We start from the raw sequence: 17,481 nt of genomic DNA on the forward strand, positions 1-17,481 counted from the left end.
TATTTTGCTAAATCGATTTAATTAATATATTTGTATTGAAAGCTGGCTCTCTTCTTTTATCAGCTGTTAACCAATTATAAACCAAAATGAGATCACGTTTACTCATCGGCGTAATCACGCTTTTATCTGCCAACACGCTTTTCGCCCAAACCGAAAACCTGGTTAAATATGTGAACACCCGGCAGGGTACCAATACCAAATACGAGTTTAGTTACGGTAATACCTACCCGGCAACCGCGCTGCCCTTCGGTATGAACACCTGGACTGCCCAAACCGGCAAAAACGGCGACGGCTGGAAATATCAGTACTTTAAAGATACCATCCGCGGTTTTCAGCAATCACACCAATGCAGTTCGTGGGTGAATGATTACGCGGTGTTTTCATTTATGCCCGTTACCGGTAAATTAATGGTTAATGAAGATGAGAGGGCAGCCGCTTTCAAGCATGAAAATGAGATAGCCCAACCAAGCTATTACAAAGTAAAACTGAATAACAATATCACCACCGAAATGACCCCGACCGAAAGGGGGGCGCACCTCCGCTTTACCTTCCCGAAAGGGCAGACTTCATACCTGGTGCTTGATGGATACACCAAAATGAGCATGGTAAAGATCATCCCGCAGGAGCGCAAGATTGTTGGCTGGGTAAACAATTGCCGCTGGGCGCCGCAGGGTTTTAAAAACTATTTCGTGATCACTTTTGATAAACCTTTTGCCGATTACGGTACCTGGGAAAACAAAAAGAACCAGATCTCAGCCAAAAGCTTAACCGGCGAGAGTGACGGGGTAGGCGCTTATCTTAAATTTAAAGATGGGGAAACTGTACAGGTTAAAGTGGCCTCAAGCTATATCAGCCCGGAACAGGCCGAAACCACTTTGCAAGCCGAACTGGGCAAATACAAAAGTTTTGATGATACCCGCAAAGCCGCAGATAAAGTTTGGAATACCCTGCTTGGCCGCATGAAAATAGAAGGCGCTACCGAAGACGAGAAAGCTACTTTTTACAGCTGCATGTACCACGCCAACCTGTTTTCGCACCAATTTTTTGAATATAATAAAGAGGGCAAACCTTATTACTACAGCCCGTACGATGGTAAAATTCACGATGGCTATATGTACACCGATAATGGCTTTTGGGATACCTTCCGTGCGCAGTTTCCACTCAATACGATTGTCCATCCCAAAATGCAGGGCCAATACGTACAGGCTTTGTTGGATGCGCAGCAGCAATGTGGTTGGCTGCCATCGTGGTCGTTTCCTTCCGAAACGGGGGGGATGTTGGGTAATCACGCTATCTCGTTGTTAACAGATGCGTGGGTAAAAGGCATCCATTCTTTTGATCCTAAGCAAGCTTTAGAAGCTTATTATCACGAGGCTACCAACAAGGGGCCATGGGGTAGTGCCAACGGCCGCCCAGGATGGAAGGAGTATTATGCTGATGGTTACGTGCCTTATACGCCGCAAACCTTGGGCTCAACCGCCTGGACATTGGAGTTTGCATATGATGATTTCTGCGGATATCAGCTTGCTAAACAAACCGGCAATACCTTCTATCAAAATGTGTTTTCGAGACAGATGTATAATTACAAAAATCTGTTCGATCCTAAAACCCGCTTTATGCGCGCTAAAGACGCTAAAGGCAATTGGATAGAGCCTTTCGATCCGATGGATTGGGGCGGTCCGTACACCGAAGGTAATGCCTGGCATTGGACCTGGTCGGTTTTTCAGGATACGCAAGGCCTAATCAACCTGATGGGTGGTGATAAAAATTTTACCGCAAAAATTGATTCTGTTTTCACCGAACCGGGGACTATTAAAGTTGGCGGCTACGGACAAGTAATTCACGAGATGACCGAAATGGCAGAGTTTAAAATGGGCCAGTATGCCCAGGGCAACGAGCCTATCCATCACCTGTTGTACATGTACAACTACGCAGGCCAGCCATGGAAAGCCCAACAACACCTGCGCGAGGTGATGGACAAAATGTACAATGCAGGCGAAAACGGCTATCCCGGCGATGAGGATGAAGGCCAAATGTCGTCGTGGTATGTATTGAGCGCGGCTGGTATCTACAGTGTTTGTCCTGGCACGGATGAGTATGTGATAGGCAGCCCTGCATTTAAAAAGATGACCATCACGCTCGAGAACGGGAACAAATTTGTGATAGAAGCCAATAACAACAGCAAGCAAAATGTGTACATCCAGTCGGCCACGTTGAACGGCAAGCCTTATACGCACAATTTTATCAAGCACAGCGATATTATGGCTGGCGGCGTACTCCGTTTTGAAATGGGCGATAAGCCAAATACCACCCGTGGCCTCGCTGCCGATGATAAACCATTTTCACTATCAAAACCTATAGCAAACTAAACATTACGCAATAATGTCTTTCAAATTTTCTTCTTTTTTTAAAAGATCGGTATTCATGATCTGTGCTTTTGCCTGCACAAAAGTATCGGCACAGGAGACTGTTTACCTTAATAGTTCAAACCCGCAAACCAACTGGAAGGTAAAAGCCCAGGCCGAAGTTGGCGCGGATAGCGTTAATATTTACAAACCTGGTTACAACGCAGGCAATTGGGTTAAAGGCGTAGTGCCAGGAACGGTTTTTAATGCCTATGTGATAGCCGGATTGGAAAAAGACCCCAACTTTGGCGATAACATCTACAAGGTTGACAAAGCCAAATATGATCGTAACTTTTGGTATCGTACCGAGTTCAACATCCCCGCCAATTTTAACAAAGAAAAGATCTGGCTTAACTTTAAAGGCATTAACAAAAAGGCCGAGATCTACCTAAACGGTAAACTATTAGGGATGCTTGATGGCTTTATGCAACGCGGCAATTACGATGTTACCGGTTTGGTTAGCAAAAGTAGCCCGAATGTTTTGGCTGTATTGGTTTACTGCCCACATAATCCATTGGTAAACTACGAAAGTCCGACATACATACCGAGTGCCAGTTGGGATTGGATGCCTTATGTGCCTGGACTAAACTCAGGCATTACCGATAACGTTTACCTGACCAATACCGGTAGTCTCACCCTGAAAGATCCATGGATCCGTACCGATCTGCCAACTAACGCAAGGGCCGATGTATCCATCGAGGTAGGCGTTAAAAACAGCACATCCAAATTTCAAACAGGGGTTTTAACCGGTGTTATCCAACCCGGAAATATCGAGTTCTCCCAAAAAGTGTTTGTAGGAGGTAACAGCACAGCTGAGGTTAAGTTGGACAAAAAACGTTTCGAGGCCCTCGCTATTAACAGCCCTAAACTGTGGTGGCCTAATGGCTATGGCGAGCCTAATTTATATACCTGTAAACTCAGCCTTAAAATAGGCGATGATGTATCCGATAGCCAAACCATCAAATTCGGCATCAAAAAATATAGCTATGACACCGTGGGAAACGTGCTGCATGTATTCGTAAACGGTACCCGCATATTTTTAAAAGGCGGCAACTGGGGCATGGCCGAGTATATGCTGCGCTGCCGTGGCAACGAGTACGATACCAAGCTGAAGCTGCACCGTGAAATGAATTTCAATATCGTACGCAACTGGATAGGTTCTACAACTGATGATGAATTTTACGAAGCCTGCGATAAATATGGGATGATGGTTTGGGATGATTTCTGGTTGAACTCGATCCCTAATTTGCCTAACGATGTCAACAACTTCAACGTGAACGCTATCGAAAAGATCAAGCGCTTTCGTAACCACCCATCAATAGCCATTTGGTGCGGTGATAACGAAGGTACACCCATGCCTCCGCTTAACGGTTGGCTGGCCGAAGATATCCGCAATTATGATGGAGGCGACAGGTATTATCAACCCAACTCACACGCCGGCAACCTAACAGGAAGCGGTCCGTGGACAAACTTTGATCCGCGCTGGTATTTCAGCAGGTATCCTAATGGTTTCGGCGGCTCGCCGGGTTGGGGTTTACGCAGCGAGATAGGCACGGCGGTATTCACCAATTACGATAGCTTTAAAAAGTTTATGCCGAAGGATAAAATGTGGCCACGCAACGAGATGTGGAACCTGCATTTCTTTGGGCCATCGGCAGGGAATGCCGGTCCGGATAGGTACGATGATGGTATCAATAAACGTTATGGTACGGCTACCGGAATACAGGATTATTGTCGCAAAGCGCAATTACTGAATATCGAAACCAACAAAGCCATGTACGAGGGCTGGGAAGATAATATGTGGGAAGATGCTTCGGGCATTATGACCTGGATGAGCCAATCGGCCTATCCATCGTTAGTATGGCAAACCTATGATTACTACTATGATTTAACGGGCGCTTACTGGGGAGCTAAAAAAGCCTGCGAGCCGCTGCACATCCAATGGAACCCGGTAAACAATTCCGTAAAAGTGATCAATACTACAGGTAATAATGTAAACGATTTGATTGCAGATGTACAGGTTTACAATACCGACGGCAAACCGGTTGCTGATTATCATCAAAGTAAACAAATAGATGCCATTGCCAATGCCGCGGTTAACTGTTTTACTATCAAATTTAAAGAAGAACATACCAACCTCGCCCTAAATAAACCTACAGTAGCATCATCATTTGAAAACATGGAGGCTGCTTTAGCTACTGATGGTAACAGCGGCAGCCGCTGGGCCAGCAGGCAAAATGATAACGAGTGGATCTATGTTGACCTGGGCAGCGAGCAGGTTGTAAATGGCGTAAAACTGAACTGGGAAGAGGCTTTCGGTAAGGCGTTTAAAATCCAGGTATCCAACGATGCCAAACAATGGCGCGATGTGTATGATACCGAAGATGGTCACACCGGCGTTCAGCAAATAACTTTTGATGAAACCAAAGCCCGTTATGTAAAAATGCAGGGCGTACGCCGTGGCTCGGGCTGGGGGTATTCGCTGTGGGATTTTGAAGTGTACGGCGGCGAACCTAAAAGCAACGGATTGAGCGATGTGCACTTTATCAAACTAAAACTAACTGATAAAACAGGCAAGCTAATATCTGATAACTTTTACTGGCGCGGCAACAAACGCACGGATTTTACGGCTTTGAATAAGTTGCCGAAGGTTAACCTTAAGGTAAACTCGAAGATTAGTAAGGAAGGAGGGAAGTATTACATTAATGCTACCATCACAAATCCGGCTTCATCGCCTGCTATCGCTTTTGCCATCAGGGCACAGGCAGTAAGGAAAAGCAACGGAGAACAGATTTTGCCTGCGCTGATGAATGATAACTACTTTTCATTGATGAAAGGAGAGAGTAAGAACATCAAAATTGAGTTTGATGCGGAAGTTTTGGGAAATGATAGCCCGGTGTTGTTGGTGCAGCCTTACAATGATCCGGTGAAGGAAGAGTAATTCGGGTTCTTCGCAGGATGATAATATAAAAGCCGTCATTGCGAGGTACGAAGCAATCCCCAGGCAGTAGAGCGGCCATGCAAATCCGCCCTGTAAAGTCGGGGATTGCTTCGTACCTCGCAATGACGATGTAATTAATTTATCCTCCAAAAATAAAACGATTTAGGCCTATGTATTTAAAAACATTTGCCCTAATTTACAGCGCCAATTAAACAAAACTATTCCTGCATAATGAGTACTCAAGCCAAATTCACCGAAAGCAAATACCTGGTAGTATTAGTATTTGTAACCTCGCTTTTTTTAATGTGGGGCATCTCCATGACCCTTGGCGATACCCTGAACAAGCATTTTCAAAACGTGTTACATATCTCCAAATCACGGTCGGCTTATGTACAGTTGTCGATTTTTGGTGCTTACTTTTTTATGGGGATCCCTGCCGGTTTGTTCATGAAAAAGTTCGGTTATAAAGCCGGGGTATTGATGGGGTTGGCGCTTTATGCCGCGGGTGCGTTCCTGTTTGTGCCTGCCGCCGATTCAGAGTCATTCACCTTTTTCAGGATAGCATTGTTCATACTGGCCTGTGGTATGGCCACTTTAGAGACTGTAGCACATCCATTTGTGGCCGCCCTTGGCGATCAGCGCACCAGTGATCAGCGCATCAATTTCGCGCAGGCATTTAATGGTGTGGGTGGAGTGATCGGGCCATTTTTGGGTAGTGTTTTGATCTTACAAAAAGGAGGTGAACACTCTGACGATCTGGTATCTGTTAAGCACCTTTATATCGCAATCGGGCTTATTGTAGCCGCCGTAGCTATTCTTTTCTCGTTTATCAAAGTGCCGCCGATATCTGATCCGCACGTTATCGATGACGATGCTTATGCGGTAGCCGGGGCGGAAAAAGCGGATGTGAAACTGTTTAAGCAAAAGCACTTTATATTTGCCGTAGTAGCTCAACTATTTAACGTGGCCGCGCAGGGTGGCACATGGGCTTTCTTTATTAATTATGGCGCGGAGGTAGTACACATTTCCGATTCGCAAGCCGCTTTGTTTTTCTCTGGTAGTATGGTGATGATGATGATAGGGCGGTTTGTAGGTACTGCTTTAATGCGCTTTATCAAGCCATATAAATTGCTGGCTATATTCGCGGCGGGTAATATCCTGATGTGTTTGATCGTGGCACAGGGATTGGGATGGGTATCGTTCATCGCTTTAATGTTTATCAACTTCTTCTTCAGTATTATGTTTCCAACTATATTTAGTTTGGGTTTGAAAGATCTGGGGCCGAAAACACAGCAGGGTTCATCGTTCATTGTAATGGGTGTTGTAGGAGGTGGTTTGTTTCCGCTGGCAATGGGTTTGATAGCTAATCAGAGCGTAGCACATGCTTATTATTTACCGATCATCTGCTACCTGGTTATATTTGCTTTCGGGTTTAGCTACCCTAAATTGAATAAGAAGTCGGCATAAGGTATAAAACGACTGATTTTTGTTTACTTAACCGATTTACTGTCAAAATAAATCGATTAACTGCACGGGTTGTTTAATAATCTGCTATATTGGCTATTATTTTTGAAGCAACTCTTATAAACCGGTGAACAAAAAACTATCTATCGTTGATATAGCGAACGCGTTAAACGTATCTAAAACTACCATTTCCTTTATTTTAAACGGCCGCGCACAGGAAAAACGCATCGGCACTGAGCTTGTTGAAAGGGTAATGAAATATGTGGAGGAGGTAGGGTATAAGCCAAATTCGCTGGCTAAAAGTTTGCGCACCGGTAAATCAAACACTATAGGATTGATGGTGGAGGATATCTCTAACCCCTTTTTTGCCAGTATTGCCCGTTTAATTGAAGACAGGGCCTATAAAAACGGCTACAAAATTATCTACTGTAGTACCGATAACGATACCAGCAAAACCAAGGACCTGATCACCATGTTCAGGGACAGGCATGTGGATGGCTACATCATAGCCCCGCCCGAAGGTATTGAAAAAGAGATCGAATCATTAATAAACGATGGTTTGCCTGTGGTATTGTTCGACAGGCATTTACCCTATGTAAATACCGATTTTATCGAGATCAATAACCTTTTCAGCACCTACAACGCCACCAAACACCTTATTGAACAGGGCTTTAAAAATATCGCTTTTGTAACCTTCGCCTCGCAGCAAACCCAAATGCTGGATAGGGTAAAAGGCTATCATGATGCCATGAAAAGTGAAGGGTTAAAAGCGAATATCAAAGAGATAGTTTTCAACCAAAACGAAGACTTGATCATGAAACCCCTTCGCGAGTTTATTAAAACCAATCCTACAATCGATGCCATACTGTTCGGTACCAACCATATAGGTACTTGCGGCTTGAAAATTATGCAGGAGCTGGATAAAAAAGCCCCTACAGATATCGCGGTGATCTCGTTTGATGATTACGATGTTTTCGCTCTGCACTCGCCCCCGGTAACCGCTATAGCTCAGCCCGTTGAGGAAATTGCTGATAATGTGATTAGCGTGTTGCTGGAGAAATTGAATAATAAGCTATCCTTCAATAAATCGCAGTCGGTTATTTTGAAAACGGAATTGAAAATCAGGAAATCGTCCGTCAGAGCTGGTAAATAGATTTTCGTCGAATCGCTTGTAGATACGGGGCACCTACGGAGCCAAAAAATATTTTTCTTATGGTGCTATAAACACGTGACTCCTAATGGAGTCCTTAGCGTGAGGTAAAGTTAATTATATAATGGCTTTAAACCCCGTAGGGGTGACGTGTTTATAGAATAGATAAAACGATAATCCAAGGCTCCGTAGGTGCCTCGTACTCTACGAGCGATTTTCCACGACAAGCAAGTTTTCAATCAAAATTATTGAACACCAAAAAGACACCTCGTGACAGTTATCCGCTAAAACGATTTTATATTTGATCGTGTTGCTTCAAAATATACACACAACCAATTAATGAAACCTTTCTTATTGTCAATATTACTCATGCTGGCCCTGTTGCCGGTGCAGAAAACTTTTGCCCAAAAAGCTTTACCGGCAGTTGATCCGCCAAGGGAATGGAATGCTCAATGGATAAGTGTACCTGGCGATAATGGTACAACGTACGGCGTTTTTTATTTCCGTAAAAGTATCGATCTCGCCATTAAACCAACTACGTTTAAAGTACATGTATCGGCAGATAACCGGTATAAATTATATGTGAATGGTAAACTGGTGTCGCTTGGTCCGGCGAGGGGGGATACCTACTTCTGGAATTATGAAACGGTTGATCTGGCGCCATACTTATCCGCAGGAAAAAATACCGTAGCCGCTCTTGTATGGAACGAAGCCCAATACACCCCCGCCGCGCAGATCAGCGTACGTACCGGTTTTATTTTGCAGGGTGATTCTAAAACAGAGGAGATACTCAACACCAACAATACCTGGAAAAGCATCCGCGATAATGGACACATGCCGGTACCCGGATATTTTTTCGCCGCTACCAAAGGCGAAATGATAGATTTTAGACAGGCAGTTAAAGGCGATTGGACAGCTGTAGGTTATGATGACAGTAAATGGCTTGAGGCCAATAAACTATCCGACGGTAAACTTAAAGGCACCGCCTGGGGCATAGAATGGGCGCTGGTACCTTCAACACTCCCTGCAAGGGAAATGACCTATCAACGGCTCCAGAAACTACGGGGTTCTGTTGGGGCAGATGTGCCTTCCGCCTTCCCTCAACAAAAAGCTACTATAACTATTCCTGCCAACACAACGGCGGTGCTTTTGCTCGATCAAACTTTCGAAACAAACGCCTATGTAACTTTAAACTTCAGCGGAGGTAAAGATGCCGCTATGTCGCTCGGTTACGCCGAATCGTTGTATAAAAAAGGCACCAAAGGTGTTGTAAAAGGTAATCGCGACGAGGTGGAAGGCAAAGAGTTTGTAGCAAGGATAGATAGTTTGATATCCGATGGTAGCCAGGGGCAATCGTACACCACATTAAACTTTCGTACATACCGCTACATCAAATTAATAGTAAAAACACAAAACGATCCGCTGGTTATCGATGATCTGTACGGCACGTTTACCGGCTATCCTTTTAAACGAGGTTCAGTATTGAATACAGATGATGCTGAGATCAATAAAATGCTGGATATTGGCTGGCGTACAGCAAGGCTCAACGCCTGGGAAACCTATACCGATTGCCCATATTACGAACAGCTGCAATACATAGGCGATACCCGCATCCAGGCCGTAATATCATACTACAATACCAGCGATGACAGGCTGGCCCGCAATGCCCTTACGCAAATGGATCATTCACGTTTACCAGAGGGGGTAACCGCCAGTTGCTATCCATCGAAGGGTACGCAGGTGATCTCGCCGTTTTCGTTATGGTACATAGGCATGCTGCATGATTACTGGATGTACCGTGGCGACAATGATTTTATCAAGGGCAAACTCCTCGGTGAACGTGGTGTACTTGATTTTTTCAGCAAATATCAACAACCCGACGGCTCCCTAAAAAACACTCCGTACTGGGCCTTTGTTGATTGGGCGGGCAATATGTGGGGCGAGGTTAAAGGCAGCGACGGCAGTGCGGCTATCTACGATCTTCAACTGCTATGGGCCTATCAATGGGCTGCCGATATGGAGAGTAAAATTGGCCTGAAAGATTATGCCACTATCTATAACCAAAAAGCCACGCAACTCAAAGCAACCATACAACGCAAATATTGGGATCCGGCTAAAAAATTATATGCTGATACCAAAGAAAAGAACGGTTATTCGCAACATGTGAACAGCCTGGCGATACTTAGCGGCATGCTGAATAACACAGATATGCCTGGAGTAGCCAAACGCATGCTCAGTGACACCAGTTTAACCCAATGTTCGGTTTATTTTAAATATTACCTGAACCAGGCGCTGGTAAAAGCGGGTTTAGGTAATGATTATATTAAATGGCTCGATATTTACAGGCAAAATATGGCCATGGGCCTCACTACCTGGGCCGAATATTCGGATGTAAACACTTCCCGTTCCGATTGCCATGCCTGGGGATCAAGCCCGAACATTGAGTTTTTCCGTACGGTTTTAGGGATTGATAGTTATGCGCCTGGCTTTGCTAAAGTGAAGGTAGAACCGCATTTAGGCGAGATAAAAAGCATTAGTGGCGAGATACCTCATCCCAATGGCAAAGTTGCTGTTGATTATAAACAGGAGAATGGCAAATGGCAGATCAGAGTAAACCTGCCGAAATCAACCACCGGTATATTAGTTTGGAAAGCTAAGCAATATGAGTTAAAGGCGGGGAGTAACACATTTGTGATTTAGCCAAATCAGTAAGGTATTAAAAAGACGTCATTGCGAGGTACGAAGCAATCGCACGGAAGCAGGTCCGCCCTGTAAAGTTCGCGATTGCTTCGTACCTCGCAATGACGTTTTGTAGGTTTATAAGGTTTAAAATCTTTATTGTAACAAAATGTTACTATAAAGTTGCATCTTGATTTTTAGCTCATTAAATTTAAGCAGATTAAATAGTTAACAAACCAATTAACCCCTTTTTGCTATTTTATGAGAAGATCTGCTTTACTCGTCTTAGCATTGCTTTTGCCTTGTTTGCTGCGCGCCCAATCGGTGCCTGCACCTCAAAAAGCTGCCCCATTGCCTATTATTGATGTGCATGTTCACGCCATGAAGGTAACACCCGGAATACCGCCGTTATGCCCCTGGTTTTTACGTAACATGCCGGGCAGCGACCCCGGTTCGCCGCCGCCATCATTTTTAGGCACCGGATGCGCTATTCCGCTACAACCTGCCCATTCGGATAAAGAAATGCAGGATTCGATCATGGCCACTGTGAAACGCCTCAACATGACCATGGTAGTTTATGGCGATGCGGGCATTATCCGCAACTGGAAAAAAGTAGCAGGCGACCGGATTATCCCCGGCATAGGAGTAAGTTCGCCAAGTGATATGAGCGTGGTGGCCTTTACCGATTCGCTCTCGTCTGGATTTTATAAAGTAATGGGAGAGGTCGCCCCGCAATACCAGGGATTGTCGCCTTCGGATATGTCGCTTGATGCTTATTTCGCTGCTGCCGAAAAGCATAATATCCCGGTAGGTATCCACATGGGCACTGGTGGTAATGGCATGGCTAACTTAACATCACCTAAGTTCCGCGCATCAATGGGCGATCCTTTACTATTGGAAGACCTACTCGCCCGTCACCCTAAATTAAAAGTATGGGTAATGCACGCCGGCTATCCGTTGGTTGATAATATGATCGCATTGATGGGTGCGAACGCCTACGTTTATGTAGATATAGCCGGTTTGATCTGGAGTTACTCGCAAATAGAGGTCAATGCCTATCTGAAGAGGTTAGTACAAGCGGGCTTCGGCAAACGCGTTATGTATGGTACCGATATGCTGATCTGGCCAAAATTGGTAGAAACCTCGATCGCTCTTATTGAAAATGCTGATTATCTATCCGAAGAACAAAAAAGGGACATATTGTTCAATAATGCCGTGCGGTTTTTCAGGCTTGATCCGGCTAAGTTTAAATAGTTAAAAGTATAAAAATGTCATTGCGAGGTACGAAGCAATCGCACGGAGGTAGAGCAACCATGCAAATTCGCCCTGTATAGTTTGCGATTGCTTCGTACCTCGCAATGCGTAGTGTTAAAAGACAAGGCGCTCTTTTACGCCAAATCCCTTTCATAAGGTATCTTAAATCTGATACAGCACCCTTTCCCGGCCTCGCTCTCAATACCAATACTACCTTTTTGCAGGTTGATGATCTCCCGGCAAATATAAAGCCCTAAGCCGGTGCCTGGCTTACGCCCCACGTGGTTGGCTTGGTAATACCGGGTGAATAGTTTATCCTGGTTCTCTTTCGGGATGCCGATGCCGGTATCAATTACGCTTACCTGCAATTCAATATTTTGTTTGCCCACAGGGTTGACAGCGCATTGCACTTTCACACTGCCGGTATCGGTGTATTTAATAGCGTTGCTTAGCAGGTTAACCATAACCTGTTTAAGTCGGAAAGCATCACCTTTAACCAAGGTTTCTTCATCGCCGGTAAACTCGGCTATGATGGATAGATCCTTGTTCTCAGCCATAAATTTAACGGCTTCCACGGCTTCGCTGATCTCCTTACAGGGAGCAAATGAAGTTATAGTAAGTACATCTGTTTGCTGGTTCTCCATCTTCCCTGCATCCAGAATGTTGTTGATGGTACCCATCAACATGCCTGTAGAATGATTGATAGCGGCTATCTTTTTCTGCTGATCCTCCGTAAGCGGGGTTTTATTAAGCATATAAATAGCGCCGTTAATAACAGTAAGCGGGTTGCGGATCTCGTGGCTCATGGTAGCCAATATCTCCGATTTCTGCCCCGCCAAAGCTACCGTTCTTTCATTCTCGGTAAGGTAATTCTGTTCGGCGGTACGTGCCCTGAAAATGAATACGATAAGTAATGGGATAAATAATAGCACAACGATGATCGCTATGCCGGTAAAAGTATTCATCTCATCCGTAGCGGCCTGGTATTGTTTCAGTATCTCGCTACGGTCTTTGATCCAGGCACCAAGATCGATATCCCGGAGTTGTTTTAATAATTCGCGGATCTGGGATACAAAATCGAGGTTGGCCGCCACGAGGCGTTTGTTGGAGCCAACAAGCTGGTTGTTTTTTTCGTTGAGTTTCTTTAACAGATCGTTGATGATAAACTCGTGCTTTCGGTTGAGCGAACGGGTAAGCGAATCTTTGATCTGTCTTTCGCGCCGGATAGTGAGCGTGCGGGTAGCCTGATTTTTATTGGTTATAGCATCGCGCAGGCGCTTGAAAAAGCCGGCTTTGTTTTTATTGACGGTTACCGTGGTATCTGCCTTTTGCTTTACTTTAACGTGCTGCTTAAACTGCAGGCCTATATTTTGGGTTGATGGTGTGGATACATTGATGCCTTCCAAGGTTGTGGCATTTAGCAATGAATCAAAACCGTGCTTTAATACCAATACCTGCTCAGATAGCATTAATTTGTTTTTAAGCGAACTGGAGATATGTTGCTTTGTGCCGGGAAAATACCGGGCGCTATCTGCTTGGTAATCTTTCAATATCCCCTGGATCTGACTGAATATAGTAGTGAGTCGTTTTTTGTAGTTATCCAGCTTATTTTTATCGCCGTATAAACCAGCCTGTTGAAAATCGTTTTCGGCGGTGTTTAGTTCTATCAGGATATTGCTTATATCTTGTGTTTTAGATGGTTCCCTAAACTCACGGCTTAGCTTATCCAGTTTTTTAACGATAGAGTATTTCAATACCAATGATCCGGTAGCAACCAGGAAAGTGAAAAACAGGGATATAATAAAAAGGCGATATAGGTTTTTGGAAACTTTTAACGGAGGTATCAGGTTGCTCATCAGATATGTGCCGGTTCTTAAATTTGTTATCGCACCAATCTTAACGTCAAACAGTTTGGCGCGGGCACAAAGATATTGAGAAAAATGATATCATTAATGAGCTGGTTTACACCGATAGAGAGAGTGCAATACTGATGTATTAAAGCCCATGGCGCGTATCCATGATATAAATTACTGCTCTACAAAATGCCAGCAAACACCGGCTATATCAATAATATTAACCTCGAGGCCATAAGGTTCTTTAGTGATCTCGCCAATGCGGATCCCGTATTTTTGAGGTAATTGTTTATCCAATACATCTTTCCTGAATTGATCTACATCGGTCACTTTTACACTCAGCATAAAGTTTTGAGCGAAATCAACATTTTCAAATTTTTGAAGTATAAACCTGCATTCATCGCGCTGAAAGCCGATATAACCATCAACTTCCCAATTGATGTGAAAACCTAATTCAAGAAAGAAACCGCGTGAGCCTTCAAAATTGCTGCCGGAGGGTACGAATGGTTCGAGGGATAAAAATTTCATAGGAATTTTAAAAATAGAAGGTAATTAAACGAAGCTTTGAAGCGATTCTTACCACCGCGTCATTGCGAGGTACGAAGCAATCCCCAATAGGCAGAGCGACCAAGCAAATCCGCCCTGTAAAGTCGGGGATTGCTTCGTACCTCGCAATGACGGTCAGGGAGAGAATCTCAATTAAAAAGCCTGCCGTTGTAACACGGCAGGCTAATAGTATTATTTAAACAGCGTCAGATAACGAGCTGAATGTAAAATCACGGATCTTCATCGGCGGGATCAGGTAGCTGCGGTAACTCTCAACACTAATACTGCGTTCCTGCTTGCCCAAAGCCTCAAGGTTGTTCAACATAATCACCGGACTTTCATTAAACCTGAAGTTTTTAACCGGGAATTTGATCTTACCATTCTCAATATAAAACGTACCATCGCGGGTAAGGCCGGTTAATAGTAACGATTGTGGGTCAACCATCCGGATATACCATAACCTCGATACCAGGATACCGCGTTCGGTACTTTTTATCAGGTCTTCAATACTGGCATCGCCGCCTTCCATAATAATATTGCCTGGGCCTGGCATCGGTTTTACACCTTTTTTATCGGCCCAATAGCGCGAGTAGCTCAGGTTTTTTACTACGCCTTTATCAATCCACATGGTTTTTTCGCGTGGCAAACCATCGCCGTTCCAGGTTGAAGAGGGGAGGTCGGGGTTAAAGGGATCAGAGTAGATGGTTACTTTGGGGTCAACCAGTTGCTCGCCCAAACGTGTGCCACCGCCTTTTTTACTCAAAAAACTCCGGCCTTCTTCGGCGCTGCGGGCATCAAACCTAAACATGTTTTCCATCATGTAGGTTGCGGCTACAGGCTCCAATATCACGGTATATTTACCCGGTTCAATGGCTTTTGCTCCTGATGAACTTAAGCATTTGGTTAATGCTATTTTGGTAGCCGAAAAAGTATCCAGTTTGCTTACATCAGTAAAACCACGGGCAGCATAGCCCGATGCCGTGCCAGCCTCATTGCGGGTAGTTACCGAAAAAGTAACATCTGTACCTTTTGTATAAGCGAACAAACCTTTCGAGTTCATTACCGCGCTAAAACCGGTTGAGTTTTCGAGGAAGCCGGCCGCGGTTAATCCCGCTTTTTTGGTAACCTCCAAACTTTTAGCTACCAGGTCGGCGCGGGTGTCCGGTGTCATGGCGGCTGTGGTTGGGTTAAAGGTTATTTCTTCTTTAAATTCGCTTTGGCCAAGCATCGGCATATATTCCGGGTTGGCAGGGGCCAGTTGTGCCAGCTCTTCCGATCGGCGTACTACTTTTTCAAGTGCCGCATCGCCAAATTCATCAATGGTAGCGGTACCGGCTTTTTTGCCATAAACCGAGGTTACAGCCAGGCCCATGGTGCTGATATCGCCTGCTGTTGATACCGCGTTTAGGGCGTACCTAATATTGCCGCCGTCGCTGCCGTTTATACTTACTTCACATTCTTCGGCTTTTGAATAAGCAAGTACTTTCTTCAATAAAGCCTGGGCTTCTTCTTTAGTTAATATTGCCATTTCAATTATCCGATCTTTCTTTTAGTATTAATTACGTTAACTCCTTTAAACAACGCGGTAGATGATCCGTGCGATACCGCGCTCGACTGGCTTGGCTGCCCTTTGCCGTCGCTAAAAGCACCGCCCAAACGGTAGTCGCTTTCATCGCAAACCTGCGCGCACGAATTCCAAAACTCCTGGGTATTGGCCTGGTAGGCAACGTCGTTCAGCATGCCAACAATTTTGCCTTCTTTAATTTCATAAAACAGCTGACCGCCAAACTGGAAGTTGTAACGTTGCTGATCGATAGAGAATGAGCCATCACCAATTATGTAAACGCCCTTTTCAACGTTTTTGATCATGTTATCAACGCTAAGCGGTGTTTTGCCGGGTTGCAGCGAAACGTTTGGCATACGCTGAAACTGTACGTCCTGCCAGCTTTGCGAGTAGCAGCAGCCCTGCGATTCGGTTAAACCAATGATATGGGCCTGATCACGAATGGCCTGGTAGTTAACCAAAATACCATCTTTAATAATATCCCATTTTTTACATTTCACGCCCTCGTCATCATAACCTACAGCGCCTAATGAGCCAACCTGGGTTTTATCGCCCACAATATTCACGGCCTTGCTGCCGAAGTTGAACTTGCCCGATTTCCATTTATCTAAAGTAAGGAAGCTGGTACCGGCAAAATTGGCTTCGTAACCTAATACACGGTCAAGCTCGGTAGGGTGACCAACAGATTCGTGGATGGTTAACCACAGGTGTGATGGATCAAGCACCAGATCGTACTTGCCCGGTTCAACAGATTTTGCTTTTATTTTTTCCGCTGCCTGCGTGGTGGCATATTTAATATCCTCCAGCATGTCGTAGCGTTTTTTATAGCGAGGGGTGATGCCTACAACTTTTTCACTATCCAGTGGATCGAGGTATTCATAACCCATACCAACCGGCGAACTTAGCGAACGGCGTGTTTCAAACGAACCTGCCGAGGGATCGATCTTGGTAACGGTAAAACTTGGTTGTAAGCGGTGCACGTCCTGATCAATGTAAGATCCATCTGTAGAGGCAAAGTATTTTTGCTCGTTAACCGCAAACATGATCGAGTTTACAAAGTTGGCCCCGCCTGCCATGGCTATGCCGTTGGCGTTAAGCAGCAGGTCGACTTTTTCTTTTACGGGGATCTCGAAGGCATTTTTGGTAAGCGAGGTTTTCCAGCTTACTTCGCCGTAACCTTTTTGCGGGGCCAGTTGTACCGGCGCGCCGCCAATTTTGGCGTTGGCTTTGGCAACAGCTACCGCTTTTAGGGCAGTTTTGGCCATGCCTTCTTTGGTTACATCGTTAGTAGCGGCAAAGCCCCAGCAACCGTTGGCAATCACGCGGATGCCGATACCGTACGATTCGGTGTTGGCCACGTTCAGTACCTTGTTTTCGCGGGTTACCACAAACTGGTTCAGGTAGCGGCCTATGCGCACATCGGCGTAGGTTGCCCCGTTAGATTTTGCAGTGTTAAGGGCCACATCGGCCAGCTCTTTTTTGATGGCTACATCCACCCTTTCGAGGGCCTGTGCCGGATCAATCGTTTTACCAAATGCAGATAGATCGGGCAGCATTAACGCGCCTGCCCCCATACCTGATAAATAAAGAAAGTCTCGTCTTCTCAAAGTATTTTCCTCCTTAAC

10 protein-coding genes are annotated in these 17,481 nt (G+C 45.0%); 6 read left to right on the plus strand and 4 right to left on the minus strand.

Going from position 1 to position 17,481, the window contains the following annotated elements:
• The first annotated feature begins 86 nt into the window (after positions 1-86).
• The 6 genes from AAFN85_RS22765 (at position 87) to AAFN85_RS22790 (ending at position 11,893) form a co-directional block, all read left to right on the plus strand.
• On the plus strand, positions 87-2,369 hold the full coding sequence (locus tag AAFN85_RS22765; protein WP_347529978.1) for a GH92 family glycosyl hydrolase: 2,283 nt from the start codon (positions 87-89) through the stop codon (positions 2,367-2,369).
• A 55-nt stretch (positions 2,370-2,424) separates the two neighbouring features.
• Positions 2,425-5,346 (plus strand): discoidin domain-containing protein, encoded by a 2,922-nt coding sequence (locus AAFN85_RS22770; protein WP_347529979.1) that lies wholly within the window; start codon positions 2,425-2,427, stop codon positions 5,344-5,346.
• A 231-nt stretch (positions 5,347-5,577) separates the two neighbouring features.
• Positions 5,578-6,813 (plus strand): sugar MFS transporter, encoded by a 1,236-nt coding sequence (locus AAFN85_RS22775; RefSeq protein WP_347529980.1) that lies wholly within the window; start codon positions 5,578-5,580, stop codon positions 6,811-6,813.
• Positions 6,814-6,937: 124 nt separating this feature from the next.
• Positions 6,938-7,963 carry a substrate-binding domain-containing protein gene (locus AAFN85_RS22780; protein ID WP_347529981.1) on the plus strand — a complete coding sequence of 342 codons (1,026 nt, stop codon included), beginning with the start codon at positions 6,938-6,940 and terminating at the stop codon, positions 7,961-7,963.
• 336 nt (positions 7,964-8,299) lie between these two features.
• Positions 8,300-10,660 carry an alpha-L-rhamnosidase C-terminal domain-containing protein gene (locus AAFN85_RS22785; protein ID WP_347529982.1) on the plus strand — a complete coding sequence of 787 codons (2,361 nt, stop codon included), beginning with the start codon at positions 8,300-8,302 and terminating at the stop codon, positions 10,658-10,660.
• Positions 10,661-10,900: 240 nt separating this feature from the next.
• Positions 10,901-11,893, plus strand: coding sequence for an amidohydrolase family protein (locus tag AAFN85_RS22790; protein ID WP_347529983.1), 993 nt, complete (start codon positions 10,901-10,903; stop codon positions 11,891-11,893).
• A 134-nt stretch (positions 11,894-12,027) separates the two neighbouring features.
• On the opposite strand, the gene AAFN85_RS22795 is transcribed toward AAFN85_RS22790, so the two are convergent.
• The 4 genes from AAFN85_RS22795 to AAFN85_RS22810 all read right to left on the minus strand — a co-directional run bounded on the left by AAFN85_RS22795 (position 12,028) and on the right by AAFN85_RS22810 (position 17,463).
• A complete protein-coding gene (locus AAFN85_RS22795) occupies positions 12,028-13,749 on the minus strand; it encodes a HAMP domain-containing sensor histidine kinase (RefSeq protein ID WP_347529984.1) in 1,722 nt (573 codons plus the stop codon).
• A gap of 171 nt (positions 13,750-13,920) precedes the next feature.
• Positions 13,921-14,274 (minus strand): hypothetical protein, encoded by a 354-nt coding sequence (locus AAFN85_RS22800; protein ID WP_347529985.1) that lies wholly within the window; start codon positions 14,272-14,274, stop codon positions 13,921-13,923.
• Positions 14,275-14,488: 214 nt separating this feature from the next.
• Positions 14,489-15,820 (minus strand): TldD/PmbA family protein, encoded by a 1,332-nt coding sequence (locus AAFN85_RS22805; RefSeq protein WP_347529986.1) that lies wholly within the window; start codon positions 15,818-15,820, stop codon positions 14,489-14,491.
• A gap of 5 nt (positions 15,821-15,825) precedes the next feature.
• Positions 15,826-17,463 (minus strand): TldD/PmbA family protein, encoded by a 1,638-nt coding sequence (locus tag AAFN85_RS22810; protein WP_347529987.1) that lies wholly within the window; start codon positions 17,461-17,463, stop codon positions 15,826-15,828.
• Positions 17,464-17,481 lie beyond the last annotated feature (18 nt).

This window comes from Mucilaginibacter sp. CAU 1740, from assembly GCF_039839285.1.
Classification (GTDB): Bacteria; Bacteroidota; Bacteroidia; order Sphingobacteriales; family Sphingobacteriaceae; genus Mucilaginibacter.

Excerpts from the sequence above, each read along its gene's own strand:
- AAFN85_RS22765 (WP_347529978.1), top strand. The coding sequence starts at position 87 with ATGAGATCACGTTTACTCATCGGCGTAATCACGCTTTTATCTGCCAAC.
- AAFN85_RS22775 (WP_347529980.1), top strand. The coding sequence starts at position 5,578 with ATGAGTACTCAAGCCAAATTCACCGAAAGCAAATACCTGGTAGTATTA.
- AAFN85_RS22770 (WP_347529979.1), top strand. The coding sequence starts at position 2,425 with ATGATCTGTGCTTTTGCCTGCACAAAAGTATCGGCACAGGAGACTGTT.
- AAFN85_RS22805 (WP_347529986.1), bottom strand. The coding sequence starts at position 15,820 with ATGGCAATATTAACTAAAGAAGAAGCCCAGGCTTTATTGAAGAAAGTA.
- AAFN85_RS22790 (WP_347529983.1), top strand. The coding sequence starts at position 10,901 with ATGAGAAGATCTGCTTTACTCGTCTTAGCATTGCTTTTGCCTTGTTTG.
- AAFN85_RS22795 (WP_347529984.1), bottom strand. The coding sequence starts at position 13,749 with ATGAGCAACCTGATACCTCCGTTAAAAGTTTCCAAAAACCTATATCGC.
- AAFN85_RS22785 (WP_347529982.1), top strand. The coding sequence starts at position 8,300 with ATGAAACCTTTCTTATTGTCAATATTACTCATGCTGGCCCTGTTGCCG.
- AAFN85_RS22800 (WP_347529985.1), bottom strand. The coding sequence starts at position 14,274 with ATGAAATTTTTATCCCTCGAACCATTCGTACCCTCCGGCAGCAATTTT.